11 protein-coding genes and 1 pseudogene are annotated in these 15,209 nt (G+C 38.1%); 5 read left to right on the top strand and 7 right to left on the bottom strand.

The window, feature by feature from the left end; all coding sequences use genetic code 11:
* Nucleotides 1–328 (top strand): hypothetical protein (locus AAHB12_RS25735; protein WP_446715616.1); only part of this gene is annotated, 328 nt, incomplete at its 5' end.
* 322 nt (nt 329–650) lie between these two features.
* Here the strand turns inward: AAHB12_RS25735 and AAHB12_RS25730 are convergent.
* The 4 genes from AAHB12_RS25730 to AAHB12_RS25715 form a co-directional block, all read right to left on the bottom strand.
* Nucleotides 651–1,550 (bottom strand): VanW family protein, encoded by a 900-nt coding sequence (locus AAHB12_RS25730; RefSeq protein WP_342048016.1) that lies wholly within the window; start codon nt 1,548–1,550, stop codon nt 651–653.
* A 549-nt stretch (nt 1,551–2,099) separates the two neighbouring features.
* Nucleotides 2,100–2,699 (bottom strand): undecaprenyl-diphosphatase, encoded by a 600-nt coding sequence (locus AAHB12_RS25725; protein ID WP_342048015.1) that lies wholly within the window; start codon nt 2,697–2,699, stop codon nt 2,100–2,102.
* A 66-nt stretch (nt 2,700–2,765) separates the two neighbouring features.
* Nucleotides 2,766–3,359 carry a DedA family protein gene (locus AAHB12_RS25720; RefSeq protein ID WP_342048014.1) on the bottom strand — a complete coding sequence of 198 codons (594 nt, stop codon included), beginning with the start codon at nt 3,357–3,359 and terminating at the stop codon, nt 2,766–2,768.
* 381 nt (nt 3,360–3,740) lie between these two features.
* Entirely contained in the window at nt 3,741–4,946 is a 1,206-nt protein-coding gene (locus tag AAHB12_RS25715; protein ID WP_342048012.1) for a COG4705 family protein, read from the bottom strand.
* Nucleotides 4,947–5,747: 801 nt separating this feature from the next.
* Between AAHB12_RS25715 and AAHB12_RS25710 the strand changes: the two genes are divergently transcribed.
* Entirely contained in the window at nt 5,748–6,947 is a 1,200-nt protein-coding gene (locus tag AAHB12_RS25710; RefSeq protein ID WP_342048010.1) for a chromate transporter, read from the top strand.
* Nucleotides 6,948–7,227: 280 nt separating this feature from the next.
* Here AAHB12_RS25710 and mprF read toward each other — a convergent pair whose 3' ends face one another.
* Nucleotides 7,228–9,795, bottom strand: a complete 2,568-nt coding sequence (gene mprF / locus AAHB12_RS25705; protein WP_342048008.1) for a bifunctional lysylphosphatidylglycerol flippase/synthetase MprF — start codon at nt 9,793–9,795, stop codon at nt 7,228–7,230.
* A gap of 1,169 nt (nt 9,796–10,964) precedes the next feature.
* On the opposite strand from mprF, the gene tatC reads away from it, so the two are divergent.
* Complete coding sequence (tatC, locus tag AAHB12_RS25695; protein ID WP_342048006.1) at nt 10,965–11,711, top strand: twin-arginine translocase subunit TatC; 747 nt, start codon at nt 10,965–10,967, stop codon at nt 11,709–11,711.
* A 168-nt stretch (nt 11,712–11,879) separates the two neighbouring features.
* Here the strand turns inward: tatC and AAHB12_RS25690 are convergent, their stop codons facing one another.
* Nucleotides 11,880–12,665 (bottom strand): arylamine N-acetyltransferase family protein, encoded by a 786-nt coding sequence (locus tag AAHB12_RS25690; RefSeq protein WP_342048005.1) that lies wholly within the window; start codon nt 12,663–12,665, stop codon nt 11,880–11,882.
* Between the two features lie 142 nt (nt 12,666–12,807).
* Between AAHB12_RS25690 and AAHB12_RS25685 the strand changes: the two are divergent.
* Nucleotides 12,808–12,894, top strand: a pseudogene (locus AAHB12_RS25685) (IS6 family transposase); the annotation flags it as partial.
* Between the two features lie 74 nt (nt 12,895–12,968).
* Here the strand turns inward: AAHB12_RS25685 and AAHB12_RS25680 are convergent.
* Entirely contained in the window at nt 12,969–13,655 is a 687-nt protein-coding gene (locus tag AAHB12_RS25680; RefSeq protein ID WP_342048004.1) for a plasmid stabilization protein, read from the bottom strand.
* 448 nt (nt 13,656–14,103) lie between these two features.
* Here AAHB12_RS25680 and AAHB12_RS25675 point away from each other — a divergent pair, with 448 nt between their 5' ends.
* Nucleotides 14,104–15,000, top strand: coding sequence for an RCC1 domain-containing protein (locus tag AAHB12_RS25675; RefSeq protein ID WP_342048003.1), 897 nt, complete (start codon nt 14,104–14,106; stop codon nt 14,998–15,000).
* The last annotated feature ends 209 nt before the right edge of the window (nt 15,001–15,209 follow it).

The raw sequence follows: 15,209 nt of genomic DNA, 5'->3' as shown, positions 1-15,209 counted from the left end.
TGATAATTATATGCTGGGGGACACTACAAAAATCTCGCATCTTATTTTTAAAGCAATGATGCAAACATTTGGAACAGACACATCCAGATTCCAACAACCAAGTAGTGTATACACACTGAATAATGAACTGTACATTACTGGAGTGAATCCTGACGTTGTACCACCAGCACCGCCAGCGGCACCACCAGCGGCAGCGCCACCGGCAGCAGCACCACCGGCAGCAGCACCACCAGGAGTTCAAAGTCCGGGACAAAACAATAAGAAAGGAAATAATAAGGATAAAAAGGATAAAGATAAAGGTAAAAAAGATAGAGGCAAGCATGGCTAGGATAAGTAAGGGAAAAAGATAATTGAGTCATGAAGTTTTTATAAGCTCTTGAACTCATCTTGTCATAGTTGATACTACAATCAACTATGGAAAGAACTTTCATGTTTTAACATGATATACTTATCATTATAAAAATCACCATCTATTTCAACATCAAAAAATGAATTATTACATTGATTTATTTAGCTTGTGGACAGGAGCTCTCTGTCTACAAGCTTTTTTGTATCATCCAAATATAATTGCATTTTGGCATTGAGACCTCTAAAAGAGATTGTAGAAGATACAGATCATGATGGAAACGAAAAAGCCCCAAAGTATATCTCTACTTAGGGGGACGTTGTTCATAAGGAAGATATGGAACTTTCTTAGATGTATATGTAATTACATCAGAAGAATAGATTTCAATTTTTAATTTGTTTTCTAACATTTTTGCAAGAATGAGTATCGGTTGATTATATTCATTTTTAAAGATTAAATCAGGCCCATTCCAACTAACGGTAGCATCCCGCTTTGGTGGAACGTATGAAACCTCCCTACTGTGTGAATAGCGATGAACAACTTTTAAACCTGCATTATCAACTGCATTAAAAAGGGTAGACGATACTTGACAAATTCCACCGCCAAGATCTTCTGAAAGTTCCCCTTTCACGATTACAGTAGCAGGCATATATCCTTTTCCTGCTGTTCTTTCTCCAACCACTGTATTAAAGGAAAATAGTTCACCTGGAAACAGAACATAATTACTAATGGCTTTTGCTGCAAGATAAATATTATTGCTTCTTTCTTTATTATTGGAATTAAAGAATGTTACATATTCCCCAATTTTTTCACCTCTAATATTTCCGAGTAATTCACTGTCGACTCTTGGATAAATGGCTAGTAAGGGGACTTCTAATTTAGAGGAACCATTATTAAAATAATAAGAAAAAATTTTTTCCGTAAAAACTTGGCGGTTTAAACGGTAACCAACTTGTTCCGGTATAATATTCCCGTTCTTATCTATAGTTGCATTTTTAGGATTTTTAGTAACATGCTGGTCTATTTCATCCATAAATTTTTTAAGCTTTTCTGTATCCATGATGGGTAATACAGGTAAGTTCATTGAAAAATCAGTACGGTTGACAACTGAGATGGGATAACCATTGTTAGTGATTGATAAGCTTTCTGGCATATTTACTTGTTGAGATAAAATTATTAGCCCAAGCATCCAGCTGAAATTCATATGCTTAAAACCTCCCTAATCTAATTATGAGTTGAAATCTTCATTTCATGTAATTGTAGCTGCACTTTTATTACGGTTATTTCTGGAAAGGAATCCTTTTATAGAAAAAGTTGTGAAGAATTTCACTTAATTACGCCCTTAAAAATGAGGTTCCTTGCGAATACATGTAAGTGGTCGGTACAAGGGAGTGAGAGAAATGAGAATTTCTATACCCGATTTTATAGTCATCTTTTCGGGTTTTATCTATGGTATTTATGAAATATTTATAGATGACACACATGTCTATATCACAAAAATAGTAGGAATGCTGTCCTTAATTTTATCATTATGGGTACTTGTTTCATGTATAGAGTCTAGAAAAGACAAAACAGAATACTAATTGCATATTTAATATGATATGTGAATTTTACGAAAAAGGAAGATTCTTCTGCTGAGGATAGAAAGTGTGGAATTGTTTAGTATATAAGGAATGATGTTTATAGTAAGAATACAAAAAAACATGTAAGAAACGAGGTGGATACCATAGATTTCTTACATGTGTATAATATTTTACATTGTATGGTCATATTTAGATAACGCAGGGATCCGTTTTGTGAGGCGGTTATATATACGAAATACAAATTGTGCAAAAGGCTCTATTCTACCTGAAAGATAAAGGATGCTGGCGCTCGTTCCCCATGAGAGAACTGCAGCTCCTATAATATCTGCCGGATAATGAACGCCTACATATATACGGGAAACTCCAACAAGAACCGCCCAAATACATGCAATATATTTCCAGGCATCTTTGCGCAGCAGCAGCATACTCGCAATTGTAAAGACAAGGATACCGTGATCGCTTACGAATGAAGAATCCTTAGAATGGGATACCAATTGATGTACGTGATGCATGACAAATGGACGGGCATGATAATAAAAATGGTGCAGCAAAACATTCAAAAATAAGGCAAGTATCATAGATAAAACTGTATATAACGCCGTATATTGTTTTGCCATTGCAGTTTTTCGATTCCCACTGCTAAACCATAGAATGATCATGAATAGGACGGCAACAAAAGGTGCACTATTCGTAATACATATCATCGTTTTATCAAGAAGTGCTGAGTGTCCGGCCCATCCATTAATCCATTGAAACGCTGTGTAATTCATGAATCTCTCTCCTTACCTTGATACATATGTTTTCTAAAGAATTGACAGGTTAGCATTTGAGCTATACTATTTCTTCTTTCTTTTAATAGCCATCAATATAAAATAAATGATTGTAACTGCTATTGCTGCTATTGTAATTGGTTGAACGTACGGCTTTGCTAGTGTATTGATGTTTTCCCAGTTTTCTGCAAGTTGTTGTCCCAAATAGATAAATAACACAGACCATGGGAGAATCGCTAATGTTGTATATAATGTAAATGTTCGGAGGGACATGTTAGAAATCCCTGCTGGAATTGAAATAGCATGTCTCACAATAGGAATGAAGCGTGCCGTAAAAATAACTCCTATTCCATACTTTTGAAACCACATTTCTGCTGTCTCAATCTGATTATCCTTTATAAACAGGAATTTTCCGTACTTTCGCAAAAATGGTCTTCCACCAAACTTTCCAATCCAATACAAAAATAATTGTGCGATGAGCCCGCCAATGGTGCCCGCTATAACCGCACCTAAGAAAGTAACTTTTCCTTGTGAAACGAGATATCCAGCGTAAGCCAGTACAATTTCGCTAGGTATTATTTCTACCATTAATCCTAGAGCAATACCTATATAGCCCAGGCTCATTAATGCGAATAGGATAAGACGAATAAACTCACTCATATAAAATCCCCTTGTTGCTATACGTGATGGGTATTACGAATGCAGTAATACAATAAGATGCATATTATCTTTTCTGTAGTTAGGAATATACAAAGAGACACGACTAAAGATTCATGATAAACTGCTTTTATGAAAATTTGATGAGAATCCGATGAAAATATAAAAGAAGTATGTGAAATCGTTGATTTTTCGGGAATATATTTCTAGAAAAGGTGTATAGTACGTGGAATCCCTCCTTTTAGGAGGGATTCCACGTACTATTTTCAAAAAAGGGGAAGGTGTAATTGAAAAGAGTTCTATCAGCTTTAGACAGCTTGTCCTAATTATTTAAGCCTTCGCTGCTTTTAATTGTTCCAATTAACAGACGACCGTTTTTCATTTTTATTTATTTGCTCCTTTTAAGGTACTAAGCGAATTGTTCAGTGCAGATTTGTAATGGCTGGCATCAGGATTTCCTGAACGAACTGCCGCTAATACAACGTCAATCGTTCCATCAATTTTGGTCCATGTTTTGCCATCTATTTTTCTAAGCTTAGGCTCCGATGTGTCCCATTCATGTTCCAAATTGTCAGCTCTTTTTTTCGCTGAAGCAAAGTCATTTGTGTTTACATCATTTAGCATGTTATTTTCAATTTTAACAAAATCTGTTAATTGACCAGATAATGTAGCTTGTGGAGAAGTGGTTTGCGATGCTGTATCATTGCTTAACCGAACATAACCGCCTATACCAACAACTAAGAAAATACACAGTACCACAACTGTTTGCATAAAAACATTTTTCTTGCTTCCATTGGCTTGGTTTGTCTCTGCTGTTTCATTCTTTGCGGTTATATCAATTTTTGTAACGGCAAGAAAAACGATAATCGCTAAAATAGCTATAAGGAAAATTACACTAGTAATTGTTGTCCCCAAGCCTAACCCGCCATTCATTTTTGATTGGGATAGGTAATCTCCTAAGGATGCTCCGAGTGGACGAGTCAGAATATACGCAACCCAAAAAGCTAATATCCTATCAAGTTTCAAAAGCCTCCATACCAGAGATACGCAAGCTATTATAATCACGACTGTTATTCCTGTGCGAAGATAACCAAGACCGAGTTGTTCGGAATATAAATCGCCAACTGCTGTTCCAAGTGCAAATGTGAAAAGAATGGTAAGCCAATAGAAAATTTCTCTTTTTCTTGTATAAATGGAGTGTATCGAGAGTGTTTTTTCACTCAGATACCAAAAAAGAAAAGTTAACCCTAGCAGCACGGAGAAAACTATTGTACTAAGTTCAAGAGGTACTCCCATTGCGTCTGTCAAATTATCGGTTACCAATGTTCCAAATACGCTTATAAGTACAACTGTTATCCAATAAATTCCTGGAACATATCTAGTTGCTCTGAATTGAAAATACAATACAATGAAAAACGCTACTCCCATAATGATTGTAGTTAGAGTTAAACCAAATCCAAGGTTGAAATTTAAAAAGTCAGCAAATGTTTCACCAACAGTTGTACATAAAACTTTGATGATCCAGAAGAAAATAGTAACTTCTGGTACTTTGCTAAGTAAAATTTTCATTTCATTTTGTTTTGTTTCCATATATTACTTCCTTTCAATACTTTATATTGGGATTGAAATAAGATGAAATACATTCACAATAATGAAGAAGCTGTCATAGTCAGTACCTTAGTATCCAGAAAAAGACAGTAATTTCTGAAACCTTATTCAACATCTGTCAAACCTTCTTAATTATTGTCCTAAATTTGTTCAGAATGCTCTATTGATAAATTTCACTCTCCTTTTCAATGAATAGGTAGTTATTTAATCGCTAAATTGTTCACTAAAACAAGTCTTTTATAAAGACGGCCTTTTAACTGTAATTTATTAGTATTAAGAAATCATGAAAATATATTAAATTTTATTAAAGGTTATTTGGAAAGGTAGCCTTTCATATTGTTTCTTTATATTGTTCAGAAAGTTACTATTTTCTGAACACAGAAATATAACAAGTAGTTTAAAGGTTTTTTAGATTAATTTGTGTTCAGTTTTCCTCCTGACGCCCTTAACGTTGTTGATCCGCGTTTTGTTGGCGGGACCCCTTCTGGTTTGTTCGTCCATTCTTCAACAAAGGAAACCGACTAAGAAATCGAGAAATATGAGGTAAAAACGGACTTCTGATAACGTTAATTATGTGAACACGAATACTCTCCAGATCGCTTAGCTGGAGAGTATTTTTGTATAATCCTAGATACATTTAATTCCGATAATTAGGGATTATGTCAATCTGACATGTATATAATATACATTGTAAAAACTACATAACTGTAATGTTTTTTTATAACTATCTTAAATATTATATTTTACAATGAATGAAGTCTTTCTTTGAGAAAGGAGTACAGAATGGAAGAGGCAGTTAAAGAAAATACGAAAAAAAATTCACCTTGGGAAGTATTACAAACTGCTACACGTTTAGGAATTACTTCTTTTGGAGGACCGATTGCTCATTTAGGATATTTTCGAGAAGAATACGTAAATAGACGAAAATGGATAGATGAGAAGAAATATGCAGACTTAGTAGCACTATGTCAATTCTTACCTGGGCCAGCAAGTAGTCAAGTTGGAATTGCTATTGGATTTATGAGAGCCGGCTATTTAGGAGCTCTTGCAGCATGGATTGGTTTTACATTACCTTCTGTAATTGCACTTATTATATTTGCTTATTTTGTCAAAGGAAGTTCCTTTACGGAAACAGGATGGCTTCATGGATTACTGGTAGTTGCGGTAGCTGTAGTTGCTCAAGCGGTTTGGGGAATGGCTAAAAACTTAGCTGCAGATCGTCCCCGTGGTACCATAGCCATAATAGCTACCATCATTACTTTACTCGTACCCAATGCTATAGGACAGGTGGGGACAATTATTGGTGCTGGAGTGATTGGATGGTTATTATTCCGAGAGCATTCTGATACAAAAATAGAGACCAAGTTTACATTTTCCTCTGCTCAAAAAAGAGGAATGGGACTACTCATATTATTTTTCATCCTGTTATTCGGGCTCCCAATTTTGCGACAAATTGTGGATTGGAAAATACTTGCTTTACTAGATAGTTTTTATCGTTCTGGTGCACTTGTATTTGGTGGTGGGCATGTTGTATTGCCTTTATTACAATCAGAAGTTGTGCCAACAGGATGGGTAACGCAAGAAGAGTTCTTATCTGGTTACGGTGCTGCACAAGCTGTACCTGGTCCTCTTTTCACTTTCGCTTCCTATTTGGGTATGGTAGCTAATGGATGGAGTGGAGCTATTATTGCAACAATAGGAATTTTCCTTCCGGCTTTTTTACTTATTATTGGGGCATTACCTTTTTGGGATTGGTTGCGTCATCATCCAAGTTTCGCAGCAGCATTAAGGGGTATAAATGCTGCAGTAGTAGGTATTTTATTAGCAGCTCTCTACGATCCTGTATGGACAAAAGCAATTCATACATCTTTGGATTTTGTGCTTGTACTAATTTCATTTAGCCTTCTTGTTCTTTGGAAGTTTCCACCTTGGATTGTAGTTATTGTAGGAGCGGTAGGAGGATATGTCTTTTCATATTTCTGATTTAGCTCCCGATAACATACGATTATGTTAATACACTCCCTCCAGAGTACTTAACTGGAGGGTATTTTTTATAGGTTTCTAGATACATTGACTGCCGATAATGACGGGTTATGTTAACTGGACTTGTATACGGTATTCATAAAAAAACGCCTAAATAAAATATGTGTTTCGCTACGCAAAATCGTGCATTCCTCCCCGACTTACTCATGGGGCTACGCCCTTCACATTCCTTGAAGTCGGGGTATCCTGCACGAAAAATCTGATGAAAGGGATGTAGTATCTAATCCTTTCCTTGTTTTCCTATTAATCGCGTCACAACAAGCATCGTGCCCGGCAATGAATGGGTTTTTCGATACGCCAAATATTTTCCGCCCCATATCGGCTTATATTTTTCTTTAAAATACCGTAAGCCGCTAAAACTGTACATATAACGTACGTTATTAAAAATTGCGGCTGCCACGCGTTCGGACCAAAAAGAATGAGGGGAAATCCCTACATTCGAAAGGGGAGCCATTCCAATATTGAAATATTGATAGCCTTCTTGCTTAGCCCATTCAAACAGATGCAGCAGCATAGCATCCATAATTCCATTGGGAGCCTCTGGACTGTACCGCATTAAATCAATCGAGATTTCATTGGGCTGGTAGACCGGCATAAGAGTCGTAAAAGCAATAATACGACCATTTTCATCTGCAATCGTGGCGACTGGCGCACGATTGATATAATCCAAATCGAAGTAGCCGAGTGAAAAGCCTTTTTCTTTTTTCCCATCCAGCCAAGCGTCTGATACTCGTTTTAACTGTGTATACAATTCATTTGTAATAGGGGAGGGGATTATAGAAAATACATAGCCTTCCCGTTCAAATCTATGCATAGTTGCACGAAGGCCCGCACGTTTTTTGCCTGAAAGGGTAAACGTACTGACATCCACAACAGCTTCTTCTCCGAGTTTAAAGAAGTTGTAACCAAAGTCATGATACAGTCCCATCCATTTACTTTCAATTTGATAGAAAATACAAGTATATCCAAACTTGTCTGCTTCATGAAGAAACTCTGTAATCACCTTTGAAAAGGATAAAGGGTTGCCGCTTGGATCTCCCAATACAACGAGGCGGTTGCCTGAACGGGCAAATTGAATCAGCGCTTCGCCATCGCTGCTAAAGAAAAAGCGTTTATCCCCAAGAAACCCAAGATGACTTAGTACATTTCCACCATGCTTCTCTAAAAAGAGCTGTAAACCGGCAGCAGAAGCTGGCTGACCCATCATTTTCGTTTGTGAGCGATTGAATAATATCGCTCCTATAAGTAAAAAGACGGGAACAAAGACCGCTGTTACGAGTGTACTTCTATATACTTGTACAGCTGTTCGTACAACGTAATGCGGTTTGAATATGTTTTTCGTTTCTGATAGCCACGTACCGAATGAGTGGTACGCATATAAAATAATAAGCAAAACGATAGCAACTTTTCCTGCATCAACCAGTGTAAGCTCCGTCCGTTCTCGTACAAATCGTTTTCGCAGTGTGTAAAATACAGCAAGAATGATGAGTAGCAGTGACGTTTCTTCTAAATCGATTCCCTTTAGAGCATTGAATACCGCTCCACCGATAAGAGCAATCGATATCATGTAATAGGCTCGTTTCGTTTGATGATATACACCTTTTGATAACAGGATAAGAAGCACCCCGAACGAAAGGGACAAACTGAATGAAACCTGTACGAGCTGTTTTGGTACAAGAATGCGCAGTGCATGCGCCCGGTCAGACTCTGTAGGAAATAAAACGGATAAAATGATTATGCATCCGGTCAAGGCTGACAGCGCTGCTAAAGCCCATGAGCTTAACTTAGAGAAGAAGTTCCGCTGCAGTACCCATAGGACGCCCGTTGTCTCCAAGGCTGGCGCAATAAACGGCTTATCCGCCACCTTCTTCAATGTTGTGCCAGTCATCTCGAATGCTGCAAACGCAAGTCCCAACCCGAACGGGAAGATGTAGTATACAAGGCGATATAGTAGAATGACGGATAGGGCTGTTTCTGCACCTACTCCATATTGCTTTATTCCCATTAGAAAAATAAGATCGAAGGAACCGAGCCCGCCAGGTATAAGGCTGAGGCTGCCGGCGATGGCAGATATAATGTACACACCTAAAGCTTGTCTGAATCCTATGTCCACGCCTAGTAAGGAAAGGATAACGTAAAGAGCAATACCGGCTGATAACCATTCTACAAGCGATGCGAGAGAGTATAGAACCGCAGGACCTTCCTCCCCTGTAAGCGCCTTTCCTTTCTTGTGCCGCAGCTTCGATGTTCCGATGTATACAGGACCAAGAAAGGCGAAAATAATTAATGCAGGCCAAAGCCATGGCTTCTCTTGTAATACAAAACTGGTGTCTAACACACCAATTAACCCTAAGAAGGATAGAAAAGACAGTCCGGTAATAAATGCGGTCGTCATCCATGCGATGTTTTTAATCAGATGCCCATTATCTTGCACGTATGGGCGATAAAGCATTGCGCGCAAGCCAGCCCCTACAAGACCGCCAAAGCCGAAAATACTGTTAAATGAGTTGGCAATCCATGATATACGAAATATTTTTCGCACAGGTATATCTGCCTTCATAGAGCGCAGCATGAGAAAATCATAAAAGAACATCGTGGAGACGGCTAGTGCACCTACTGTTACCGCTAAAAAGAAGCCGCCTGTAGGAATGTGCTTAATGACTTGTACTGCATTACGAACAGATAACGCTGCCAGTTCCTTTCGAGCCTGAACAGCTACAATGACAAGTACAAGCAGGGGAAACCAAAGCTTTCCGATGCGTAAAATCCGTTCCCATGTGATTGGCATATAATCATCTACTTTCAATAAGAGTAAAATATTATGTTTACCCGTGGTATTAGTATATGTACAAGTATAAAAACAAGCATGGCTTTATAGCCACATCCCTAGTTAAATAAATCGTGCTATACAAAGCAGAAAACATTATAATAATCCTTGTTTGTGTTTATCAGTAACAGGGGGATAAAGATGTCAACTATCCACCACTTAGTACGCTTGAAGTGGGGGCTTGCGAGTGACCAGCAGTAAGCAGTACTGACGGTCTAAGACCTCCTACCTTGGAGTGTCCTCTGCATCATGGGCGTGTTGACGATCGCCCTACTACAAGAGACATGGTCAAGTAGCAACCGTTATACACGGCATTTCCTAGTAGCAGTACTCAAATTTCCACACGTACTAGGCAGACGAGTTACGTCTAAGATTTTACGGTTGCAACGTATTCCTGCAACCAACCTCATATTATTCATCCGCAGTCTATTCAAGTATTACCCATTATTATTCAAAAATTAAAAGAAAAAGGATATGAATTTGAAACATACAATGAACAAGAACATTTTATGTTGAACTTTTGGCATGATAATCGTTTATAGGATTCTAGTGCAAAAATAATTTTATCGGCTTTCGCTCTAGCGGTCATACGTTCCTTACATACCTCAACCACATGACGAAGGTTGGTTTGCCTGCATTCAGTGTTTTTATTAGTCTGAGTGCACGTAAAGATAGTTTTTTGTCTGACTTACCCACATGTCTTTCCAAAGTATAACCGTTCTTTGGAGATTCTTCCATCTTATCAAGAATGGTGTCACTTGCTTATTGAACCTTTGTATCTCCATTCTGATTCTCAACGGCTGGATTACATCCACTTACTACTACTGCTGTAAGTAATGCAACCCATAGCAACCGAATCCACTTTATTCCGGTCACCTCGTGTAACAATATACAGGAAATACAGATTTTTCAAAAAAGGAATGTCATATAGAGGTTCCGTCACATGCTGCTAGCTTGATAGGTATTCGTCATGACCCCCTATCTAACATTCTTCAGATAAATTTATCATCAAGATGTTATGTATTATAAATTGACCGATCCAATGAGAGATGAAATAATCTTGATAAAACCACGAATAATTTAGGAGCCAAGGTATATTGAATTTTCTTGGCACATGAGGAGTAAACAGAATGGATAACAAAGACATGGAAGTTGTAGAGCACCTTGAGGAATTTAGAAGGCGTCTTTTCATTATTCTGGGCTGTTTTTTTATCTTTTTAATTTTCGGTTTTGTGTATGTGAAGGATATATACAAAATATTAACACAGAGTCTACCATTCAAGTTGACCATATTGGGTCCTAGCGATATTTTATGGATTTATTTTTCTATATCGGGAATCATTGCATTAGCCCTTACCATTCCTGTAGCAAGCTTTCAGTGTTGGCTATTCGTGAGACCCGGCCTACATGCTCATGAGAGAAAAGCTGCACTGATGTATATTCCTTTTTTGTTTATTTTGTTCGTAACGGGCTTATTAATTGGGTACTTTTTTGTTATGCCAAACGTATTTCGTTTCATCAACTATCTTGGGAAAAATATGTTCATCGAAATGTACACAGTCGATAAATATTTTGGCTTCGTCTTTAATCTTGTTGTTCCATTTGCCGTTTGTTTTGATATGCCCGTCATTCTCATGTTCCTAACTTCTATCGGTATAGTTAAACCGGTATATTTAAAGAAAATGAGACGCTACGCTTACTTTATTCTTGTTGTGATCGCTTGCTGTATCTCTCCGCCTGATTTTGTATCTCATATATCCGTTTCGATTCCTCTAATCTTGTTGTATGAGTGCAGTGTCTTATTGTCAAACTTGGCATACAAAAAACGGCTCAAGAGGGAACAAAATACACATCTAGAAATGGAAGTAAGCAAGTAAATAGCGGCATGTATTTCCTTATAAGAAATACAAAGAATGGCTTTTCAATGGGAAAAGAATCACACGAGAAGCCATTCTTTCTGTACAATTCCAACAAGGAGCTTCACACCCCGCAGCCACTACTTTCCTTGTAATATTGAACTATCGTTCTCCGTTAGTTCAAAACCTTCAATAAGATTTTATGCCAAACTTATCCATGAGAATCTCTTTGAATATGTTGTTGTCAATTTCTTTTTTATATTCTTTTCCATCAATCCATTCGGTGAACGAGGTATCCGTTAGAATTATGTTTCCTCGTTCATTTTGCCTAGTGACTAATGGCTTCTTATTAAAACGAGATTCTGGATGCTCCGATATTATCCTCTGTACCTCATTCAGTTCCGAAAGATCCTTAACCACAACTGTGGAATCAAAAACATACCCTAGTTTCCAATCATCTTGTTTATGTTTCAATTTCATATACAACAAGTGATCACCATACTCACTGTCCGCCTTTTTCACTCTAAATTCACCATTATTGGATATAACAATGTCCCCATTTAATGGGACTGGCTTTAATGGTAAGTTCCCCCCGAATCCGGTATCAACCAAATATTGTTGTCCATCGTGAGTTATGATATTGACTACATGTGTTCTTCCAGTCGCACTCCACCGTTGTCCAATATGATCATATGTAACACCTCTAACTAGGGTTGAATTAAAGCCATTTTCAATTAGAAATAAATAAAAAATAGAGTTGAGCTCATAACACAGCCCACCCTCATTTCTTTTAATCATTTTGTCGATTAGATTCTCTTTTGTAATGTCAGTGGTTCTATTTTCAATTACGCATAAATTTTCAAATGGTATTTCTCTTGCAGTCTTTTCCAGAACGATGTCTAAGTTTTCAAAAGTTATGATTTCGTTTTTTAAGACACCTATCCTATGACGAAATAGCGTATCTAACTTTTCCATTCATCATTTACCTCCCATAGAATTGAAGTATCCTCATATTACAAAAAGAATCTACTTAGAATACCATCTTTTTGGTTCTGGTGCAAAAACTTCAAGATCATGCAATTAGTCTCTAAATCTTAGACATACTGATACTACTACTTTAAAAAAGGGGCAAGTTCACCGAGGGGTGAAGTCTGCCCAAAATCGAAAAGAATTCATTGATAAACTGTTTGGCATTGCATCATAATTCGTAAGTTAGCAGGAAATTCATGTCCTATGTTTTTTTGAAATCATCTTTGCACCAGAACCTTCCAGTGCATGTCAGTAACACACTGGAACTCGTTCTAACTGCATCTTTTTAGCAACGTAGTATCGACTATATCCATCTTTTAATTGTTTTGTTTCCCTATCAATTAAAATAGGTTGGTCGATGGTCCCTGTTTCCTGAATCTTACGAATGACTTTTTCTTGTTTCTCTGCTCTTGGTGTAGTTTGCAAAATAGACTCTGGAACACAAATATCTTGCAATGGAATGATCTCTGTTGTTCCGTCTGGAAGAGTATGCATTACATCTAACCTGACGATCTCTTTTACCTCCTCCACAATCATTTTTTTCTCGGCTTCCTCTTTCATCTGTTTTGACTCTTTAGGCTGCTCTACAATCATTGTCTTCTTTTCCGCTTTAGGCTGTTCATTTTCTTTGTTTGGTAGTTCCGAAATTTGCATACATATAATACCGATTTCCCCAGGACAATCTGTTAGGGAAGCTTCTAAAGTTGGTTCCCCTTGTATAAGAAAGCGATATTGATGAAATTTCCCTGTATCTACTTTTAATTTATTAAACTGTTTTTTACTGACAAACACCGTATAAACAATAGACGTACTTTTATATGGAATACCTTTTGGAGGAGCTATACTTCCTCGTTCTTCCATTTCAAATGAGAAGTAGGTGTTACAATCCCGAACCTCGCTAACTGGAGAACCTGTTAGTGTCATTTTATGTGCCATTATTCCTTCCTCCCCCTATATTTTCTCTCCAATATGGAGTAACATTTGTTACTAGCTTCATTGTATCAAATAATTAGTAGAATATTCTGTACTTATGGAGATTTATTAGTTTTTGATTTAAAAAGGAAATATGAACAGAATTATAATAACAATAACATCAACGTTATTGTTATTGAATAGAGAGAGGAGAGTTAGGTGTCCCTGCTCAAAAACAACAAGTAGTGAGAATGTTCAGAAAGTCCTACCTTTATAAACGAAAAAAGAATCCAAATAATTGAATAATTAATCACAATAAAGTCTCTCCACAAACGGCCCAGATAATGGAATAAACTAAAATGACAGTTAGATATGGTTCCTTTATCACACAACCATACAGTTGCTTACATTTGACGAGCTTACATATACTTGTCAGGTAACTGTAGGGTGCTTATATTCAAGGAGGTAAAAGATGGATTATATTTCACCGAAAGAATCGGTGTTAAAGGTGAAACGGTGGCCTAAAGATACCATAGCGGCGGGTCGTCGTCATACCGTTGGGCTTAAATCTGACGGCACGGTGACGGCTGTGGGTGATAATAAATATGGCCAATGTGATGTAAGCGGCTGGCGCGATATTGTGGCGGTCGCGGCGGGTAATGTTCATATGGCGATGAACACGGGTAATGCTCATACAATTGGGCTTAAATCTGACAGTACTGTGGCGGCTGTGGGTTGGAATAAGCATGACCAATGCGATGTAAACGACTGGCGCGATATTGTAGCGGTTGCGGCGGGTTGGCGTCGTACCATTGGGCTTAAATCGGATGGCACGGTGGTGGCTGTGGGCCAGAATAATGAAGGTGAATGCAATGTGAGCGGCTGGCATGATATTGTGGCGGTCGCGGCGGGTGACTGGCATACCATCGGTCTTAAATGGGATGGCACGGTGACGGCTGTGGGTAATAATCGGTATCGCCAATGCAATGTAAACGGATGGTGCGATATTGTGGCGGTCGCGGCGGGTTATCTTCATACAATCGGGCTTAAATCTGACGGCACGGTGACGGCTGTAGGTTTGAATAAACATGACCAATGCGATGTAAGCGGATGGCGCAGTATTGTGGCGATAGCGGTGGGTAGTAATCATACCATCGGCCTTAAATCTGACGGTACTGTGGTGGCTGTGGGTTGGAATGAGTATGGCCAATGTAATGTAAGTGATTGGCGCGATATTGTGGCGATAGCGGCGGGTTGTGCCCATACTGTCGGGCTTAAATCTGACGGCACGGTGGTGGCTGTGGGCGATAATGAATATGGCCAAAGCGATGTAAGCGGATGGCGCGGCATGCAACTGCCCGGAAATTAGTTTTTAATAACAAGCCAGAGAATCACTGAATGAGTTAATGAGCATTGCTTCAGAAATAAGGCTATTCCATTAGAGGGACAGATTGTTGAGGATGTAGTTTATAATAGTGGGGAACCGTATCATAAGTAAATGGAGTTTTTGCGAAAAAAGTAACAGCACCCTCTATTTTTTGATAGAGAAGTGCTGTTTTGTTATTTGAACGCCTAGAT

The organism is Bacillus sp. OTU530 (assembly GCF_038440375.1).
This window is presented reverse-complemented; position numbering and strand designations above follow the sequence as displayed.

Excerpts from the sequence above, each read along its gene's own strand:
- AAHB12_RS25730 (WP_342048016.1), bottom strand. The coding sequence starts at position 1,550 with ATGAATTTCAGCTGGATGCTTGGGCTAATAATTTTATCTCAACAAGTA.
- AAHB12_RS25690 (WP_342048005.1), bottom strand. The coding sequence starts at position 12,665 with ATGGAAAAGTTAGATACGCTATTTCGTCATAGGATAGGTGTCTTAAAA.
- AAHB12_RS25720 (WP_342048014.1), bottom strand. The coding sequence starts at position 3,359 with ATGAGTGAGTTTATTCGTCTTATCCTATTCGCATTAATGAGCCTGGGC.
- tatC (WP_342048006.1), top strand. The coding sequence starts at position 10,965 with ATGGATAACAAAGACATGGAAGTTGTAGAGCACCTTGAGGAATTTAGA.
- AAHB12_RS25675 (WP_342048003.1), top strand. The coding sequence starts at position 14,104 with ATGGATTATATTTCACCGAAAGAATCGGTGTTAAAGGTGAAACGGTGG.
- AAHB12_RS25715 (WP_342048012.1), bottom strand. The coding sequence starts at position 4,946 with ATGGAAACAAAACAAAATGAAATGAAAATTTTACTTAGCAAAGTACCA.
- AAHB12_RS25710 (WP_342048010.1), top strand. The coding sequence starts at position 5,748 with ATGGAAGAGGCAGTTAAAGAAAATACGAAAAAAAATTCACCTTGGGAA.
- AAHB12_RS25725 (WP_342048015.1), bottom strand. The coding sequence starts at position 2,699 with ATGAATTACACAGCGTTTCAATGGATTAATGGATGGGCCGGACACTCA.
- mprF (WP_342048008.1), bottom strand. The coding sequence starts at position 9,795 with ATGCCAATCACATGGGAACGGATTTTACGCATCGGAAAGCTTTGGTTT.
- AAHB12_RS25680 (WP_342048004.1), bottom strand. The coding sequence starts at position 13,655 with ATGGCACATAAAATGACACTAACAGGTTCTCCAGTTAGCGAGGTTCGG.